This is a genomic window from Nostoc linckia z4 (assembly GCF_002608075.1).
Lineage (GTDB): Bacteria > Cyanobacteriota > Cyanobacteriia > Cyanobacteriales > Nostocaceae > Nostoc > Nostoc linckia.
Window position 1 is genome coordinate 1 of record NZ_LAHA01000069.1, and the last position, 16666, is coordinate 16666.

Annotated in this window: 11 protein-coding genes; 6 read left to right on the forward strand and 5 right to left on the reverse strand. The window is 39.9% G+C overall.

Features of this window, described 5'->3' with window-relative positions:
- Nucleotides 1-237 precede the first annotated feature (237 nt).
- Nucleotides 238-1911 carry a tetratricopeptide repeat protein gene (locus VF06_RS33135; RefSeq protein WP_143861808.1) on the forward strand — a complete coding sequence of 558 codons (1674 nt, stop codon included), beginning with the start codon at nucleotides 238-240 and terminating at the stop codon, nucleotides 1909-1911.
- 273 nt (nucleotides 1912-2184) lie between these two features.
- On the opposite strand, the gene VF06_RS33140 is transcribed toward VF06_RS33135, so the two are convergent.
- The 4 genes from VF06_RS33140 to VF06_RS33155 form a co-directional block, all read right to left on the reverse strand.
- Complete coding sequence (locus VF06_RS33140) at nucleotides 2185-3699, reverse strand: group II intron reverse transcriptase/maturase (protein ID WP_099070259.1); 1515 nt, start codon at nucleotides 3697-3699, stop codon at nucleotides 2185-2187.
- 535 nt (nucleotides 3700-4234) lie between these two features.
- The gene (locus VF06_RS33145) at nucleotides 4235-5473 is read right to left on the reverse strand and encodes a DNA cytosine methyltransferase (RefSeq protein ID WP_099070258.1); all 1239 of its coding nucleotides are present in this window, start codon (nucleotides 5471-5473) and stop codon (nucleotides 4235-4237) included.
- A 48-nt stretch (nucleotides 5474-5521) separates the two neighbouring features.
- Nucleotides 5522-6751, reverse strand: a complete 1230-nt coding sequence (locus tag VF06_RS33150) for an Alr2735 family protein (RefSeq protein ID WP_099070257.1) — start codon at nucleotides 6749-6751, stop codon at nucleotides 5522-5524.
- A gap of 72 nt (nucleotides 6752-6823) precedes the next feature.
- On the reverse strand, nucleotides 6824-7411 hold the full coding sequence (locus VF06_RS33155; protein ID WP_099070266.1) for a hypothetical protein: 588 nt from the start codon (nucleotides 7409-7411) through the stop codon (nucleotides 6824-6826).
- A 233-nt stretch (nucleotides 7412-7644) separates the two neighbouring features.
- On the opposite strand from VF06_RS33155, the gene VF06_RS33160 reads away from it, so the two are divergent.
- The 5 genes from VF06_RS33160 to VF06_RS33180 all read left to right on the forward strand — a co-directional run bounded on the left by VF06_RS33160 (nucleotide 7645) and on the right by VF06_RS33180 (nucleotide 13685).
- A complete protein-coding gene (locus VF06_RS33160; protein WP_244918196.1) occupies nucleotides 7645-8625 on the forward strand; it encodes a hypothetical protein in 981 nt (326 codons plus the stop codon).
- Nucleotides 8626-8645: 20 nt separating this feature from the next.
- Entirely contained in the window at nucleotides 8646-9467 is an 822-nt protein-coding gene (locus VF06_RS33165; protein ID WP_099070256.1) for a hypothetical protein, read from the forward strand.
- A gap of 13 nt (nucleotides 9468-9480) precedes the next feature.
- The gene (locus VF06_RS33170) at nucleotides 9481-10332 is read left to right on the forward strand and encodes a hypothetical protein (protein ID WP_099070255.1); all 852 of its coding nucleotides are present in this window, start codon (nucleotides 9481-9483) and stop codon (nucleotides 10330-10332) included.
- Nucleotides 10333-10732: 400 nt separating this feature from the next.
- The gene (locus tag VF06_RS33175; protein ID WP_099070254.1) at nucleotides 10733-11707 is read left to right on the forward strand and encodes a hypothetical protein; all 975 of its coding nucleotides are present in this window, start codon (nucleotides 10733-10735) and stop codon (nucleotides 11705-11707) included.
- Nucleotides 11697-13685, forward strand: a complete 1989-nt coding sequence (locus VF06_RS33180; RefSeq protein ID WP_099070253.1) for a RecQ family ATP-dependent DNA helicase — start codon at nucleotides 11697-11699, stop codon at nucleotides 13683-13685. Before VF06_RS33175 ends, VF06_RS33180 begins: the two co-directional genes overlap by 11 nt.
- Nucleotides 13686-13792: 107 nt before the next feature.
- On the opposite strand, the gene VF06_RS33185 is transcribed toward VF06_RS33180, so the two are convergent.
- The gene (locus VF06_RS33185) at nucleotides 13793-16627 is read right to left on the reverse strand and encodes a DEAD/DEAH box helicase (RefSeq protein ID WP_099070252.1); all 2835 of its coding nucleotides are present in this window, start codon (nucleotides 16625-16627) and stop codon (nucleotides 13793-13795) included.
- Nucleotides 16628-16666 lie beyond the last annotated feature (39 nt).

Below are 16666 nucleotides of genomic sequence, written 5' to 3' on the forward strand. Positions count from 1 at the left end.
AAATATAAGCATTTGGGTAAGGCTGGAAGCCCTGCTCATATTGATGCTGTCCTCTCTGTGGCTAGAAGAACTCAAATCGATCACTTAACTTCCTGCATCGACTCTCTTCGTCAAAATTGGGTGGACTTGTACGATAGCCTCAAAGAGAAAAAGTAAGTCCAATCATCTTGTTCGCGTAAAACATTTGCGAACAAAATTTTCTTTGTTTTACCTCTATTTCTCCTTAACCGAGCAGTATTGGGGCGGTATCTCGCTCGTAAACCTAACCTATCATTGGCAGTGATGTTACAACGATTGCAGGATAAGCGATTAGCAGCACGGGCATTGTGTCAGACAGATGATGATATGACAGCGCGATCAGGGGTGGCGGCCGCGTTTGACCTGAGTTGGGAAACCTTGTCAGAAAGTGCCAAACTGCTAGGCTATCTGATCAGTCTGTTTGCAGCTGCACCGATTCCTTGGTCGCTACTAGAGGAATGTTTGGACAACCAAGACTCGGAGACTCTGGAAGATGTTCGCGACAGTGAGTTGATCAATCTGCATCTGCTGCAACAAACGACCCCCGGAACCTATCGTTTGCATCCCTTAATTCGCGATTTCTTTCAGACAAAATCAGCTCCCCAGCTTATTGAAAAGGCTGGGGAGCTAAACCCTGATATGCTGAAGCAACGATTTTGGCAGGTGATGGCAGCAGTAGCTCAGGAAATTACCCAAAGTTCCACTTACACTTACCAAAAGATTTTAACTATTTCTTCCATCATTCCCCATTTAGAAGCCGCTAGTAGGCTAAAAAACTGGCAGTTGAGTGATGATCAGTTAATGAGGATTACGCCTTACAGGAAAAAGAATTCTTGGAGAACCTCAATATTCGATCATCCCTCACGCTATGTACTTGAGCCTTACATGGGCTTAGGTCGATTCTATGAAGGTCAGGGTGCCTATACCCAGGCAGAACCCTGGTATACCCAATGCTTGTGGATAGCCCAAACCCGATTGCTTGCCAACTATCCTGGTCTAGCAACAAGTTTGCACAATTTGGCAGAACTTTATCGTGAGCAGGGATACTTTAGGGAAGCAGAATTGCTGTTTGAGCAATACTTGGCAATGAAAGACAAGCAGTTAGATGCTTACCATCCATATTTAGCATCCAGTCTCACAAGTCTAGCAAAGCTTTATTCTGAGAAGGGATACCGTAGTGAGTGTGGATTTCTCCTTCAGCAATCGGATGTAGTTACAATCTGTCTCGACAATTTGGGAGTACTTTATGTTAAGCAGGGACGCTACACTAAGGCAGAACCGCTCTTGCAGCAATCGCTGGGCATTCGAGAACATCTGTATGGCATTGACCATTCCGGTGTAGCAGTTGGTTTGCACAATCTGGGAAAACTGTATCGCGATCAGGGACGCTACACTGAGGCAGAAGCGTTCTATCAGCGATCACTAGAAATCAAGGAAAAAAACTTAGGATCTGACCATCTCAATGTAGCATTAAGCCTCCATAATCTCGCAGAACTCTATCGTGACCAAGAACGTTACAGCGAAGCAGAACAACTCTTTCAGCGAGTGCTGGAAATCAAGGAAAAGAACTTAGGAGCCGACCATCCCCACGTAGCTGTCAGTCTCAGTGGTCTGGGAACCCTCTATCGCTTACAAGGACACTACAGCGAAGCAGAACCACGCTTGCAAAGGGCATTAGACATTTGGCAACGGGATTTAGGAGAGACTCATCCTTTAGTAGGCAGAGGTTTAGACAACTTAGCAATGTTGTACGCGGCGCAAGGTGATGATGGGGTTGCAGAAGCATTATATTTAAAAGCATTGGAAATTCTCGAACTAAGGCTGGGATCTGAGCATCCCTGGACGCTCAGATGTCAGGAGAACTTAGAACAGTTGCAAAATCGTTCAAACTAGATGGTCAGCTTTCTGAAAAAGCTGAAGGTTTGATGGGAGCAAGCTTAAAGCCCGATTGACTGCGATCACTTCACAAAGAATTTTTGGGGGGTAGCCCATATCCGTCAATCAATTCCTGTGTGAGTACGCCTGTTTGATGGTCTTCTTTGTGCCTTTGCCTATTTTGTGGCCTAGTTTGTGAACCACAGGTAGAGTCGATGGAGGCTATTATGCCTCGCACCTCTCTGTTAGATCCGGACGTGTAGCTTTCGCTACATCCGGCTCCCGATGTTCTTAGAATATTATCCTTTTGCCTATGTGGGTATAATCGTGACAAGATTCATGTACAGCAATTAGATTTTTAGGTTTCCAATTGTTATGATTCCCGTCAATATGGTGTAGATGTACTCGTTCTTCACTTATACATTTCAAACCACAGTGACCACATGTATGTTTTTGCTTTTTAAGAGCTTTAGAGGTTTCCCCATCATAGAGCTTACTATTACGTTCACTCCAGTATGTTAAGTCTCCGTCAAATGGTGATTTATTCCCTTTGACATTGATATGAGAATTTTCGGAGTAAGGAACTTTGGGAAACGCCTTTTCTATCAACTTATCAGTTGATTCTTTTGTTATCTTTGATTCCTTTTTGAAAACTTTCCATGCTCTATTTCTGGTGTGCCAAAGTGAGAACCTTGACCCATCCATCTTGCAGAATTTATGGTAGTTTCTCCATCCTCTAACTATCGGTGCTAACTTAAGAGTTTTCACCTTAGAGCCATAATTCGAGTTGTTAACGATAGCCTTTACCTTCTGACGAAACTTTTTAAAATTATCCGCTGAGGGAATACTTCTAAATTTTCCGTTGCTTTGCACTTTAAAGTGCCAGCCAAGGAAGTCAAAGCCATCTGTCGTAGCGGTTATTCTTGTCTTCTTCTGACTTACGTTTAGTCCTCTTACTTCTAAGAATTGGCTGATTTTTTCAAGTATCTTTATTGCATCGTCTTTAGGTTTTAAGATTATTACCATATCGTCGGCATACCGTATTGATTGGTGAATATCTTCTATTCCATTGAGAGCGATGTTAGCTAATAATGGACTCACTACACCACCTTGACAAGTCCCTTGTTCTGGAAAATCAGGGTTTATTCCGGCTTTTAGGCATCGGAAAATTCCTTGCTTTATGCCTTTTGGGGCTATAAGGTTATTCATAATTGTGGTGTGTGAAATTTTTTCAAAACACTTTTCAATATCGAGTTCTATAACTCTCTTATTGATTCCATTAGTGCTAGAGTTTAGGTTTGAGAACAGAATTTTCTGTGCATCATGTGCCGAGCGCCCCGGTCTAAACCCATAACTCCTTTCATGGAATAGTGCTTCGTGTGCTGGTTCTAAAGCATATTTGGCGAGGCATTGCCAGCACCTATCCGCGATAGTGGGAATTTTGAGCATCCTGGTACTTCCGTCTTTTTTAGGAATGGAAATGTTACGTAACTTTTGGTGTTCCCAATCGTTACCAGATGCTTTTAACAGTTTCTCAAGTTGAAAGCGTTCTTTAGAATTAAGAGACTTTTTACCATCGATTCCTGCCGTTTTCTTTCCAGCATTTAGCTGTGATACTTGACGAATTGCCAATAACCTAGCCGCGTTGGATTTCAGAATAAGTTTTTGAAGAGATATGGCTTTACGCTTGTTTCCTTCTCGAACTGCTTTAAACACTCGTTTTTGTAGGCGGAATAGATTACGCCGAAATTTCTTCCAGGGTAAACTTTTCCATGATTCACTATAGTTTTCTATGTGCCTAACCATACTCTAACTCCAATGAGTGTTTTCTGAACACCTTGCAGCAATTACGCCGCATCCTACCCAAATCAAAGGAGTTCCGTATCTCGTCTTACCTAACTGGGGTTCGACTATCCCCAGTACCTTTGACTCGTTTTTATTCGTTCCCTCAGAAGATTGGTTGTTCCCTTAGGTGTAGCCATTTTAACCATCAGAAACCCTAGATTCTTGCTGTTGGTGGATAAGACCACAGCGGGTTTTAACTCTGATAAAGTCGGGTCTAGCTTATGTCCCGCTTCTTAATAGGTCACTTTTTTAGGCTCTGTTTCACCATAGGAACTCCCTATTAGCGCCAGTGTCTTCCCATAACGGAAGTCTGATTGCGCCCTGTTTCCAGCTTCACTCTCCATAAATCGAGTATGGTCGGTGTGGACAGATCAGGAGTCACGCCTGAATCTGGCGGGTAGGACTTTCACCTACATCTGTCTGAGAGTTCACCTCATCGAGGTGGCAAGTGTATGTACGGGCTAATTGCCGTCATTTTACTTACAACGAATCGCACTCATCCTTTAAGTGACGGATGTGGAGGCGATCGCTCTTTGCTGATTTTCCTTAACCCGCTTAAAGACAGCATTTCATTCACAAAAATAAATATATTCTTAAAATTGCAATAAATTGTTAAAAATTGGCAAAAATGCCTATTTTGGCACTTAATCTGATAATTGATATTGCATTCTAGATGTTCTCTAACCTGCATTCCCACAGCATATGCAAGCAATGGGGGCACAGAATTTCCGATTTCTCTTTGGGCGTGGAGTATTGCCTCACTGAAATTAAACCAATCAGGATAACTGTGCAAACGAGCAGCTTCTCTAACTGAGATAACTCGTGGCTGTTCTGGATGCAGGGGACGCAATGCAGTGCGGTTGCCACTCCCCGCTCTTAACGTCACGCAGAATCCATCCCATTGCAGCTTCTTTGATTTGGATTTAGCTTCCCTTGCACCTGGGGGAGTGTTGATGAATTGCTGAATTACTTCTGGTGTATGTGTTGTCGCTGCGAATCCCGTCTTAATGTTACTTACTATACCAAGATTCGGGAATATTTTTTCAAGATACTTAGCATATTCTCCCTTCACCCAATCTGGATGCCATTCTTGAGTGTTTTGCTTGGGGAGTAGGGGAATTGGCGACAAGTCCGCGATCGCATCTCTAACTGTATGTTGAGGTTGATGCTGCGGCGGTATAATTTCTCCAAACTTAGATGCAACAAAAAACACCCTTTTTCTAGCCTGGGGAACTCCATAATCTGAAGCGTTCAGGTTCCACTTTGAGAGAAAATAATGTTCTTCTAACACTGCTTGGAGGGAATCGGTGATCGTGCCAAACTTCTGATTCTCAATCCCTGGCACATTCTCCATGATTGCCGCAAGAGGATTGAGTTCCAACACCAGGCGAACAAACTCCCCCACCAACGAGTTTCTCTCATCCTCAACATTTTGCAGTCCAGCAACGCTAAATCCTTGGCATGGTGGCCCACCAAAAACGGCATGAATTTCCCCGTCCCAATTTACGTAGTTCGCCTGAATATGGGCGCGTATTTCTTTTGCCGTCACCTCTCGAATGTCTTTACACAAGACTGTGGCGTGCGGGAAATTATGTTGGTATGTTGCTAGGGCGATGGCATTATTATCAATGGCGATCGCTATTTCAAATCCTGCTGCTTTAAATCCCAAATCAAATCCACCCACCCCGGAGAATAGGCTAACAGCTATTTTTTTGTTTGTTGCTGTTGAGTTCATTGAGATTCTAATTAATATTAACTTCTTGCACTTGGCTTTAAAGACATATCAATTACAATCGGAGTTCTGCCTGACTTTCAAATCTGCCAGCCATCTGTCTAACCGACTATTACTAACTGTTTCTTCTATTAATGGGTAATCTGTAGTAAAGACTTTATACAGCCCTCCGGACTCCATTTCGTAAAAATTGACAATCAACCCTTCACGCTTGGCATTACTAAGCTTTTTGATTGCCTCTGGAAGCATCTGCCATACAGATTTCCTTTCCGAATCCGAGAGGAGGTTCCAAGCTTCTTCTTTAGCTTGTTGATATTGCCATAGTCCTCGGCGCACTGAGGAATAATCTGAAGCTTTCCGCAATATGTCTGCGAGGACTTCTGCATCAGTTGCTGGGACTTGATTCGTTCCGAACATCCCAGCCAATGTACTTTCTACTGCCTGAATCTCATCTTCTTCAAAGTCAATGTTTGACTCTTCAGGTTCTTCCAGGTATTCTTGGCAGTCATATTGTTCTGTATCCCTTTGCCACAAGGTTTCAAGTTCTCGCTGCATTACCTCAAGGTTTGTTGGGTTAACGATATTTTCATCGTTGACAGCAATCAATTCTTCTATGGTGTCAGTGAGTTGTTCACAAGGGATTAGTTCTTCAAAAGAGCCGATTTTATTCTTGGCTATCTCAGCTTGATGCTTTTCATATAAGTCAGCGATCGCCATTCTGACAATTCGCTGCGGTGACAATCCCAATTCCTCTATTAACTTCTCGGTAAAGACTCCTGTTTGGTAGTCATCCTCCATAATTTTGCCGAAGGTGTAATATCTATTTCCATCTGGTGTTGCTCGCCAGTTGCCATCTTTTTTTTCTTGATTCATGGCTTTGAGAAACAATCTTCTTTTCTCAATCAGTTCTAACACTAATCCACAAGTCAATCCACCAATAGGAATATCTTTCAATTCATCAATTAGGATTTTGTAGTTATGGGAACATAACCGAAGTAGTACCGATATTGGTAAAACCGCTAAATGTTCCGGACAACTGATAAATGCTTGAAAATTCTCGGCAATTCGGAGTGATCGCCTTTCCTCAGCACTGCCCTTATCCCAGCCGTACTCTTCTAACAGTGCGCGATACTCTTTTTTAGTGTAAGTCTGCTTGTACTCATAGAGTAGGAAAGCCGTGTGGAGGTACTCTAGGTTACTTTGCTCTATGTGGGTGGTAGGATTGGAGTCTATCCGATGCTTCTCGACGTATAATTTATTTGCAAAAGTTGTTGTAGTCATGACATTTTTCTGCGCTGTAATACGCGGTTTTATCTTTAAGACCAAGTTTCCTAATTCGACTAGTTAAATAAGTCAGGCCGCTTTTTCCCAATTTTTTGATGACGATTTGGAGATAGCAGCCAAAGCATAGCTCAAGGTATGCTTGTGAATTTTGGGCATTTTGTGAAACGACATATCTTGACCCCAATCTTGGACTGATTTGGTGCCAATATGTAATACTTGCGTGAGAGTTTTGACACAAGTTGCGCGAAAATTGGCGTGGGAAACAGTTTGCAGTATTTGCTGTTCAGTTAACCCTTCAAGGAATATTCTTTCTAGAAAGGTTTGAGCATCTACTTCCGGTGCGTTGTATTCTCCTCTCAAGATGCTTTTTAGCTGGTTTGGTATGATTTCGGCCGCGTGAATGTAAGCAAGTGAAATTTTGCAGTAGTTGGGTGTTCCGTCAAAATTGAGATCGCTTCCCCACTTGCGAACTGTTGGTCTTTGTACCCCTAAGACTGCACATAGTACAGTGATACATTTTTTGCGGTATTGTGAGTCGGTTTCTTCTTCCAGCAGTTCTCTGGGAGTGAGTTCAGCGATATCAAAACAGTGGCGTAGAAATTGCCTTGGTTCTAAGCCTTCTTTGGGTAAGTTTTTGAAGATTTCGCAGTATTTCATATTGGACTCGTGCAGAAATTTTGATTGAAACAGGTGTTTTTCTGCCATCTCAACTTTTTTGTGCTTTTGATTGAAGAATACCAAATCAACTAATTATGTATGTGTTTTATTTACATTTCGTAACTATTTAGCAGTGTAAAAACATTTTTACACTGCTAAATAGTTACGTTTGTTAACGTTTTTGCATATAAAGGCTTCAAATATGCTTTGTGGTTCCGATAAACTGAAGTAACATGAGTAAACAACAGCCCGAACAAAACCCAAAGCTACCTCCGAAGCGCGGTCGTCCTGTAGACGCAGAAAAAGACCGCGTGACAGTCCATATTAATGTTGATATGCGGAGTCAAATTGAGAAGTTAATACCTGACATGGGTAAAAGCTTGTCAATGGTAGTTAGGAACTTAGTAAATTTGGGTTTAGAGCTTGTTGGTTTATCTCAAAAGGGACTTACTGCTCCTCGGTCAGGTAATTTAGAGGAGTGGCTTGCGAGTTATACGTCTTTGGGAACTGAGCTGCTTATAGCCTGTGAAACTTTAAATTTATCAGCTCCAAAATCAGGACAAATAGCTATTTGGCTTTTAGACAAAATGGCTTTTGGGTCAAATGACCCTCAAATCATTAATGAAGAAGATACTGGTACAAAGCTTTTAGAAAGAATTCGTTTAGGAAAGAAATTACAAACATTTAGCCTTGAACAAGGCATAAAATTACCTGAAAATGAGGAATTTGCTACTTGGTTGGGGCAGCTATATACTAATGCTGTTATTGGGCAAGAGTTTGTAGCTGCTTGTCAAACGCTGGGTTTGCAGTTACCAGAGACAGGAAAACTACAGGAATGGTTACAAGATTTGGTGGAGCGATCGCGCAGCCTGTCTACAGTAGAATCGCAATTATCAAATGAGTTATTAGAAGAATGTGAGCGATTGGGGATAGATCCGCCAAAACCTGGTGAGGTTGGAGCGTGGCTACAAAATACCCGCCCTGCGGTATTTGAGGAGCCACTGCACGAACATAGGTTACCTTTTACAGATGATGGTTTGCCTTTAGGGGGGTCACAACCGTTTTTGGAGCATTTACTGACACTAAATGCACCGCCAACTGAAGATGAGGAGTATGACATTGCTCATAGGTTTGGTGTAGACCCAGCGCATCTGAAGGAACTCATATCCCGTATGAGATTTGACAGGAACGGACAGACAAATAATTGTCATTAATAAGCTTCGGGGATAAATGCATGGATGCCATTGAAGATTCCTCAACGTTGTGGACTTTATTATCTAGACCTGGATGGGAGATTAAGCCGAACCCAGTAAAGCATTTACTCAAAATTAAAGCTCCTGACTACCAGGAAGCATTAATACTTTATACTAACTATCGAAAATTTCTAGCGACGTGGGCTGCATCCCTCAACTGTACCTGTGCTTTGATTGGAATTCAGGGGATGCGTGGGGCTGCATTCAAAATTCTTGCAGCAACGCCAGCATCGCAGCAGAAGTTATACGAAGACTTAATTTTTGCGAGCTTACAAAAGTCGGTTCGTTTTGAATTTAATGGACTGGCCGGAAGCGATCTCTACGCCCACCGCAGGCATCGCTACTTTGAGGATAATATCTGTGAGTCTCCAGGCTTTTACATTGCCGAAACTTTTTTGTACCCTGAACTCAGACCAATTGTTGATGAAGTATTTTCAAATCCAGACAAGAAACTTGCTCTAACACGTATGTCTGACAATTTTCAATTGATCGTGTCCGCATCAGCAGCACGGGCAATGAGTTCTGACTCACAAGATGTGGTGCGTCGTCGAACCACAGATTTTTGGCACGCTAGAGACTACCAGATTTTTATACAGAAGTTTAAGCAAGATGGTAGCACAGGTTTTGAAATCACTTACCAGGCAACGACAAATCTGCCTAAGACTAATCCTTTAGCAGCGTGGGCACAGTTTACTACAAGTTATAGGTTTTTTGAGATTGATATAGGCGGGCGCAGGGAAGTTTACCGTTTGGGCGAAGGTAAAGACATTACATCAATCAACCGTCCCAAGATTGTTTCATAATTAGCGAGGTTTTATGGCAGTAAGATTCCTAGAAAATAAGGGCAGTGGCAATATCCTAGAGATTAGTAAAGCTAGGCTTTTAGAACTGACTCCTAATGTTTATCCCCTTACCTGGGAAGCGATTCTTTCAGGTAAAGGTGATAGTGTAGCTATCTTGGGTGCAGGTTTTGCCGAGCGAGAAGTTTTTTTTGGTTTTGAAGGAGTTGACTTGACGCGCTACCAACTTCCGACAATTGACTGTTACGACATTGCTACTCATCCACCAGAAAAGTTTTTAGCTTTACGCAGCCAATACCCAAATCTACAGTTAAATTATTTTTGCGATCGTAATTTAGCAGAACTTGAACTGACAACACTTTACGCTCCTAATAGCCTACGGCTAGTTTCAGTTCATGGAGTATTAGATTACTTACAACCAGATGCGGTTACAAAAACATTACTTGATATTGTGAAAGTACAGCCAGAGGCAATATCGATACGCCTGTTTTTAATAGGTAACCCGTGGTCGCGGAATTTTGCAAGTATAGAGCAACTGGCAATGGAATTAAATTCAATTGAAATTATTACAAGTGGCTTAGTTAAGCCGATTGATTTTGATATATTTTGTCGTACAGGTATTGTGCAATTAAATATTACAGACAAGGATAAAATTGAACATAATTTATTACCAGATTACGGTGCATCTCATGTAATGCCTGATAAATTAGTTGGTTATTTAATTAGTCAAGGATATCAGCTTGTTGTAACTGACGTGTACTCACTTTCAAATCAGGATTTACAAGGTGATGGCTCAAAAAATCATAGTAGTAATAAAAATGTATTTTTAGATAATCCACATGGAATGTTGTTATTTTTTAAAAAATAAAATACTTATTTGATATCGAGCTAATTAACGAAGATGAAATTGTTGACAAGAACAGTTAATGAAATAATGTTCTTGCAAAAACTCTATATTGCTCAAAATAAAAGAATTTAACTACATTAACATTGCAGATAATGTAGTGACGAACTGAATCAAAAAATTAAAACTCCTACAAATATAGTATTGCTTTATTCCAAGAAGAGGCATAAAGCAATACTTTTGCTTACCAACTTAAACTTAGCAGCGGATGTTATATTTACTAAGTTTGTGGGAACACTAAGAATACGGGTTTTAATACCGTTATAAAAATATAAGCACAATTATTATACACAAACGATACGGCAAGTGCAAAAAATGGCCTGTGTAGCCAGAAGAAAATTAACTAAGAGGCAAGATATAGAATATGTATTATCCCAACGATATTGAAGAAATTTGTTACGAGCAAAATCATATTGAAAAGGTATGGGATGAAATGAAACAAGTTATCCCGACTTACTTTCAACAATATATTGATACAGAAAGTGGATACTCAATCCCAGAAAGCGAAATTGAAAAGCTCGCTGTTAAATTTGGTTCTACCTGCAAACCAAAAAGTAAGCCAAAAGATACAAAAAAAATTCTGGAAAGGCTTTTGAAAGAATCTATAAAGGATTATGAAAAAGACCGCCAACGTTATCAAGATATTCTTGATTTAGAATCATTATCAGAATACAAATTCGATGTAAGTGCCTTCAAAAATACAATTTTAAGAAATCAAATTCCGATTATTAATAAAACACTGAAAAATATACATGCAAAGGAACTTGACAAGTTCCGTGCTGCATTTAATACTACACAACCGGGAGACTTGTTTAAAGTAATTTATAACATTGTTCAATTAGCAAATGAATGGCATAATGAGTGGTATAAAGAAAAAGAATTTGAAGAAATTGATACCTGCGATGGCTTGGAATATTATGAGTTAGATAAAGAAGCCTACATAGCATATGGAGTAATTGGCGGGGGAATTAAAAGTCATTTCATTTACAAGCTTTTTCCTGAAATGTATCCAAATAGAAGCAGAGAAGCTATTTGGGCATTATATTATTTAAGCAGTAAGAAAAAGTTTGGTTGTAAAGAAGACTCTCAGTTTCTTATGATCAATGCGAGAGAAGGAACAACTCAGCAAAATTATTTTTATCCGTATGCCTTGTTTTCATTTTACGCTATTAGAATTTATCGGCAACTAAAAGAGCTTTATGCAAAGCATGGAGTAAGCTTACCTATTGAATATAGATTTGTTCTAGTGGATAGCTTTCTCTCATTTGTCGCAAGAAATCATCAGGCTGAAATTGACGATTTAAAGAAGAAAGCAGAAAGCTATCATTATGAATACTAAAGCAAAAGAAGTTTTTGAAAAAGAGTTTCCTGCTTTAGCAGGTGTGTTTTCTTTAAAACCATTTCAAGAGAAAGTAATTAATCATCTTATAGAGAATGGTTCAACATTAGCAGTAATGCCGACAGGTGGTGGAAAATCCCTCATTTATTGGGTTACTGCAAAAGCACTAAAAGGAACTTGTTTAGTTATTTCACCATTGATAGCACTTATTGACGAACAGGCAGAAAAACTTGAAAAAGAAGGTTTTGAAGTCTTAGCTATTCACAGTGGTATGGGAGCTTCAGAACAAATGAAGCAATTAAAAAAATTTGCTCAAGGTGAATCTAAACCTGATTTCATTTTTGCTAGTCCAGAAAGGATGGCGACAGACGGATTTTTTGAATACTGTATTTCATTGCAGATAAATAAAATCAAATTAGTCGTTATTGATGAAGTCCATTGTATAAGCCAATGGGGATTTGATTTCCGACCATTTTACAAGTATATACCAACTTTTCTTGATTCAGTGTTTTCAGATAAATGGCCAACAATTTTAGGTTTGACAGCCACAATAAATCCAAAAGAGCTTATCGATATTACTACTGATTTTAAAATTAAAAAAAATTCTATCATCAAAGATGATGTATTGTTAAGATTTGATATTGATTTGAAAGTTGAGAAGCTATCAAACGAAGAAGAAAAGAAAGCTCGTCTTTGGCAAATAATAGATAACCACACCAACGAGAAAGTATTGGTTTATTTATATCGTAAATACCACAAAGGTGGTGTGGAAGATTTGTGTGAAACTGCAAATCAAAAGGAACTAAAGGCATTATCATTTCATGGAGATATGAGTAGCTCCGAACGGCAAAGTGTTCTAAACGAATTTAGAGATGGTTCAACCAATTTAGTTTTTGCAACAAATGCCTTTGGAATGGGTATTGATATTCCCAATATTCGAGTTGTAATTCATTTTATGATACCCGAATCTATTGAGCAATATTATCAAGAAATTGGACGTTCAGGAAGAGACAAAAATGGTGCTATTTCCTATATGCTTTATTCTAATAAAAATGTTCAGGTAAGAAAAACACACTTTATCGACAAATCATTTCCTCAAGGGGATCAAATCAAAGAATTGTTCAAAAAGGCAACTAACAATGAAGTTGGTAAAAAGACTTTGCAATATTTTGCAGAAGAAGAATTACAATCGGCTCTACCTTATTTTTTGAATTGCGGTGCAATTACGATAGAAGGCAAAGGCTTTACAGGCTTAAAAGTTTTCAAAACTAACTCAAACCCTATGTTGAAGTCAATAATTGAATCTTCAAGAACGGGAATGGTTGTTCCTGTATTGTTAAAACCCGAATTTTCAAAACTTACTTGTCGAGAATTTTTCAACATAACCTATAAAGCATTAGTTGATAATGAGGCAAAATTAGCTAAAAATCTTGACAAATGCTTAATTATTGAAGCAACAGAAGAATATCTTACTGATGAGCAAATTGAAACAATTAGTAATGAGACTGCAAGTAAAAGAGAGTATAAACATAATCTATTAGATTATCTCGTTTATCTCCTTGATAACTTTGACAGTTCAATTTCAATGCACCAAGATATTGGAAGATATTTAGGCGTAAGTAAGCATTCACTAAATAAGATACATCAAACTGAAAATGGGATTTGGGTTCGTTCAAAATCAGAAGTGATAATTGCAAATATTCTTTATCGTTCAAATATTGATTTTCAATATGAAGAAAAACTTTTTTATAATGAAACTCAATGGAAAGAACCTGACTTTACAATAAGACATAATAACAATGTTTGGTATTGGGAACACCTTGGGCTTTTGGGTAACGAGCAATATAACGAAAATTGGCAGGAGAAAAAGCAAATTTACAAAAAACTCGGAGTACTTGACAAAGTATTAACGACAAAAGAAAGTACAGTTTTGAGCAATCAAGTGAATGAGTTAATTAAAAAAATTAAAATGTCATAATAACAAAACCTAAAATTATATTTGGTAAATTTCTATATTTAGAAATGGTGAATTATGTGGTAAAACTAAATTTGTTTTTTGTCAAATCATATTAGTGGAATAGCTCTTTAGGTGTTCTGCGTTGCTTGGCTTATCGCATCCAACAAAAACAAACCTAAATCTTTATGCAGTGCTTCATTATGCTGCGGACAACCAGTTGAATGTAGACACCTTGGACAACCAGCTTCACAATCACATTCAACTGCTAGCGCATATGCTTTAGCAGCGAAATTGGTCAAGTCAGAAAAGATAGCTTCTGCTGCTCCATTACCACCTTCACAAGTGTCAAAAAAGTAGCCAATTGTTCTAGTTTCTTTTTGCGTAACTATTCCATCTACATCTAGGCTAGAGGACAAAACTACCAGGGGTACAGCTTTTACTATCTGGTGTTGGATGCTATGGACTGCTGTAAAATCAGCACTACTAGTCCATAGTGTTTGATATTGTTCAGGAACTTCACCTCCTGTGGATGTTATAATTTCTTGTTTGTATTTGTTGACTTGTACTTGTATCGCTTTTTGTAAGGGTTCATTTATTTCCACCAGTACACAGGGCGCTTGGTATTTTGTAACATATGGCTCCTCAAATGCTACTTCTGACTGAAGTTTTGTTACTTCAGCTGCTCCTAGAGGATGCCTACATAAGGAGCAAGTTTTCCCGTCAAGCGGTTTTTTGTAGTTACCACAACGCTGATTTTTACAAGTCATCCCGTAAGTGCGTTTCATCAACCGATAACCTGTAACAGAATTAGTAATTTCTCCCCAAACAAGGGTTAAACGCAACCGAGCATCTTTGATTTTGGTGGGGATAATTTTGGACTCTGCCAGTGTAGAAAGTGGTTGAATATCTAATTCTGATTCGGCTTCAGTAAATAAATCTGTATCTTTACCTAAATAAGCTAGTAATGCTTCTCCTTTCTCTTCATTTAGACTTTCGCTGCGGTAGGCTATTAACTCGCCGCTATCATCTTGTACCATATATACTGCTTGCGGAAATACTTCCCGATGGGCAAGCGAAAGTGACATAATTTCTAAAATTTCGCCTGTGTGCTTCTCAATTAAGGAAATCGAGGTTTGAGGGCTGCTTCTGAGGTTGATGTCTTTGTGCGGATAACCCCTTCCCCAAAGTTTGCCATTATTACTCAGAAAAATTTTGTTTTGTTGTAAAAGAGAACCTGCAACTGCGTCGGCGGCTTTTCCGAAACGGCTATTGAGTTCCTTTAAAGCCAGACTACTTTCAATGCAGCCGCATTCTAAATGTTTGCCTAGAATTGTGGGATAGTCTGGGTTAAAAGCAGCAGATTCAACTTCTCCCGATAATAACTGTTCGCTATGCCGAGCGTAGAATACATCAATAGGATTTTGTCCCAAGGGTAGATAAATTACAAGTCCATGCTGCTTGCGTCCTGCTCTTCCTACTCGTTGCCAAAATGACATTAAACTACCCGGAAACCCACGCAGCAAACAGCAGTCTAGCTCAGGTAGATCAATTCCCGCTTCCAAGCTAGAGGTTGAGATAATTACTTTAATTTGTCCAGCTTGCAGTTTTTGAATAATCTCCCGGCGGCGATCGCCCGTTAAGGAACTGTAGAAGACTGCGACTTTGCTTATTAAATAACCTAACCCAAGGCGTTGTGTTTCTCTTTGAATTAAGCCTAGTAAACCTTTGACAGCAGCACGAGAGTTACAGAAGACAATACCACTGAGATTATACTGCAACCAGGAAATCACAATTTTGGAAGCTTCAACATTAGCTGCACTATTTGGAGCAAGACATAACAGGGTACGTCCTGCATTAGCTGCACTACTACGTTCAATTAAGTGTAGTCTTTGGGGTTGATGGGTTCTGCCACTGAAGCGCAATGCCATCTCTTGGGGATTACCAATTGTGGCACTAGAGCAGATAAATTGTAGCCTCTGGGAATTACCGCCAACAGCATCAACTGCTAACCTTAGCCGCCGCATTAAATTAGCAAAGTGCGCGCCAAAAGCACCAATATAGGTGTGGCTTTCGTCAATTACACAGTAACGCAACTGTCTTAAAAACTGCCGCCATCCTTCTCCCTCATCTCGCCGCCGCACATTGTAAAGATAGTGATGCAATAAGTCGGGACTGACTGCCAAGATGTTTGGTGGATTAGGAATAAACAAGCGCTGCCGTTCGGATGTGGGTGTATCGCCCGTCATTAATGCGAGTTTGAGACGATTATTGGGCATTGCCTTAACGAGCGATTGTAACTTTCGCATTTGGTCGAGGGCTAATGCCTTGAGTGGGAAAATATATAATGCCGTTGTTTGCGGTTGCTTGATACAGGATTCGAGGATGGCGAGATTGTAGCACAGCGTCTTTCCGCTGGCTGTGGGCGTGGTAATACTTAGGTCAAACCCAGCACGTAATTTTGTCAGAGCTTCTAGTTGATGAGAATAAATGTTGGTGATACCGTTATTTTGCAACGCCAAACGTAAAGCAGGCGGTAAATCGCTGGGTACGGGGTGAACGATCCCTTGGTTGAGATTTTTGATATCCACCGCCGTGATGCTTGCAATCAATTCTTGAGCTACAGACTGAAATGCCAGGTGGGGGATTTGTTGAATGCGTTCGGAAACTGTTGCAGCTCTTGTATTAGTTTCTTCAATCAAAGTTGTGGAAGAAACCAAGTTGGCGTTACTTGATTGAATTGAGCCAATGGCGATCGCTTCTTCCCAATCGCCAAATTGAGTTGGAGTAACCTCTTCAACAAACTTAACAATTAACCGCCTGCCCAATAACGCCATGACTTCGCCTACTCCATACTCTGGGGAGTAAACTTGTTTACCCACACTTAACCATTGGGGAGGTTCTGGAACAGTTTGGTTGGCAGCGCGGATAATGGCGGCGTAATCAGTGGGTTTGTTATCAGTCACAAAACTACGTTTTTGCTACTGGTGCTTGATTACCTGTCA

Bases quoted from the DNA above. Each gene is read 5' to 3' on its own strand.
- VF06_RS33155 (WP_099070266.1), bottom strand. From the start codon at position 7,411: ATGAAATACTGCGAAATCTTCAAAAACTTACCCAAAGAAGGCTTAGAA.
- VF06_RS33145 (WP_099070258.1), bottom strand. From the start codon at position 5,473: ATGAACTCAACAGCAACAAACAAAAAAATAGCTGTTAGCCTATTCTCC.
- VF06_RS33150 (WP_099070257.1), bottom strand. From the start codon at position 6,751: ATGACTACAACAACTTTTGCAAATAAATTATACGTCGAGAAGCATCGG.
- VF06_RS33160 (WP_244918196.1), top strand. From the start codon at position 7,645: ATGAGTAAACAACAGCCCGAACAAAACCCAAAGCTACCTCCGAAGCGC.
- VF06_RS33180 (WP_099070253.1), top strand. From the start codon at position 11,697: ATGAATACTAAAGCAAAAGAAGTTTTTGAAAAAGAGTTTCCTGCTTTA.
- VF06_RS33170 (WP_099070255.1), top strand. From the start codon at position 9,481: ATGGCAGTAAGATTCCTAGAAAATAAGGGCAGTGGCAATATCCTAGAG.
- VF06_RS33175 (WP_099070254.1), top strand. From the start codon at position 10,733: ATGTATTATCCCAACGATATTGAAGAAATTTGTTACGAGCAAAATCAT.
- VF06_RS33140 (WP_099070259.1), bottom strand. From the start codon at position 3,699: ATGGTTAGGCACATAGAAAACTATAGTGAATCATGGAAAAGTTTACCC.
- VF06_RS33165 (WP_099070256.1), top strand. From the start codon at position 8,646: ATGGATGCCATTGAAGATTCCTCAACGTTGTGGACTTTATTATCTAGA.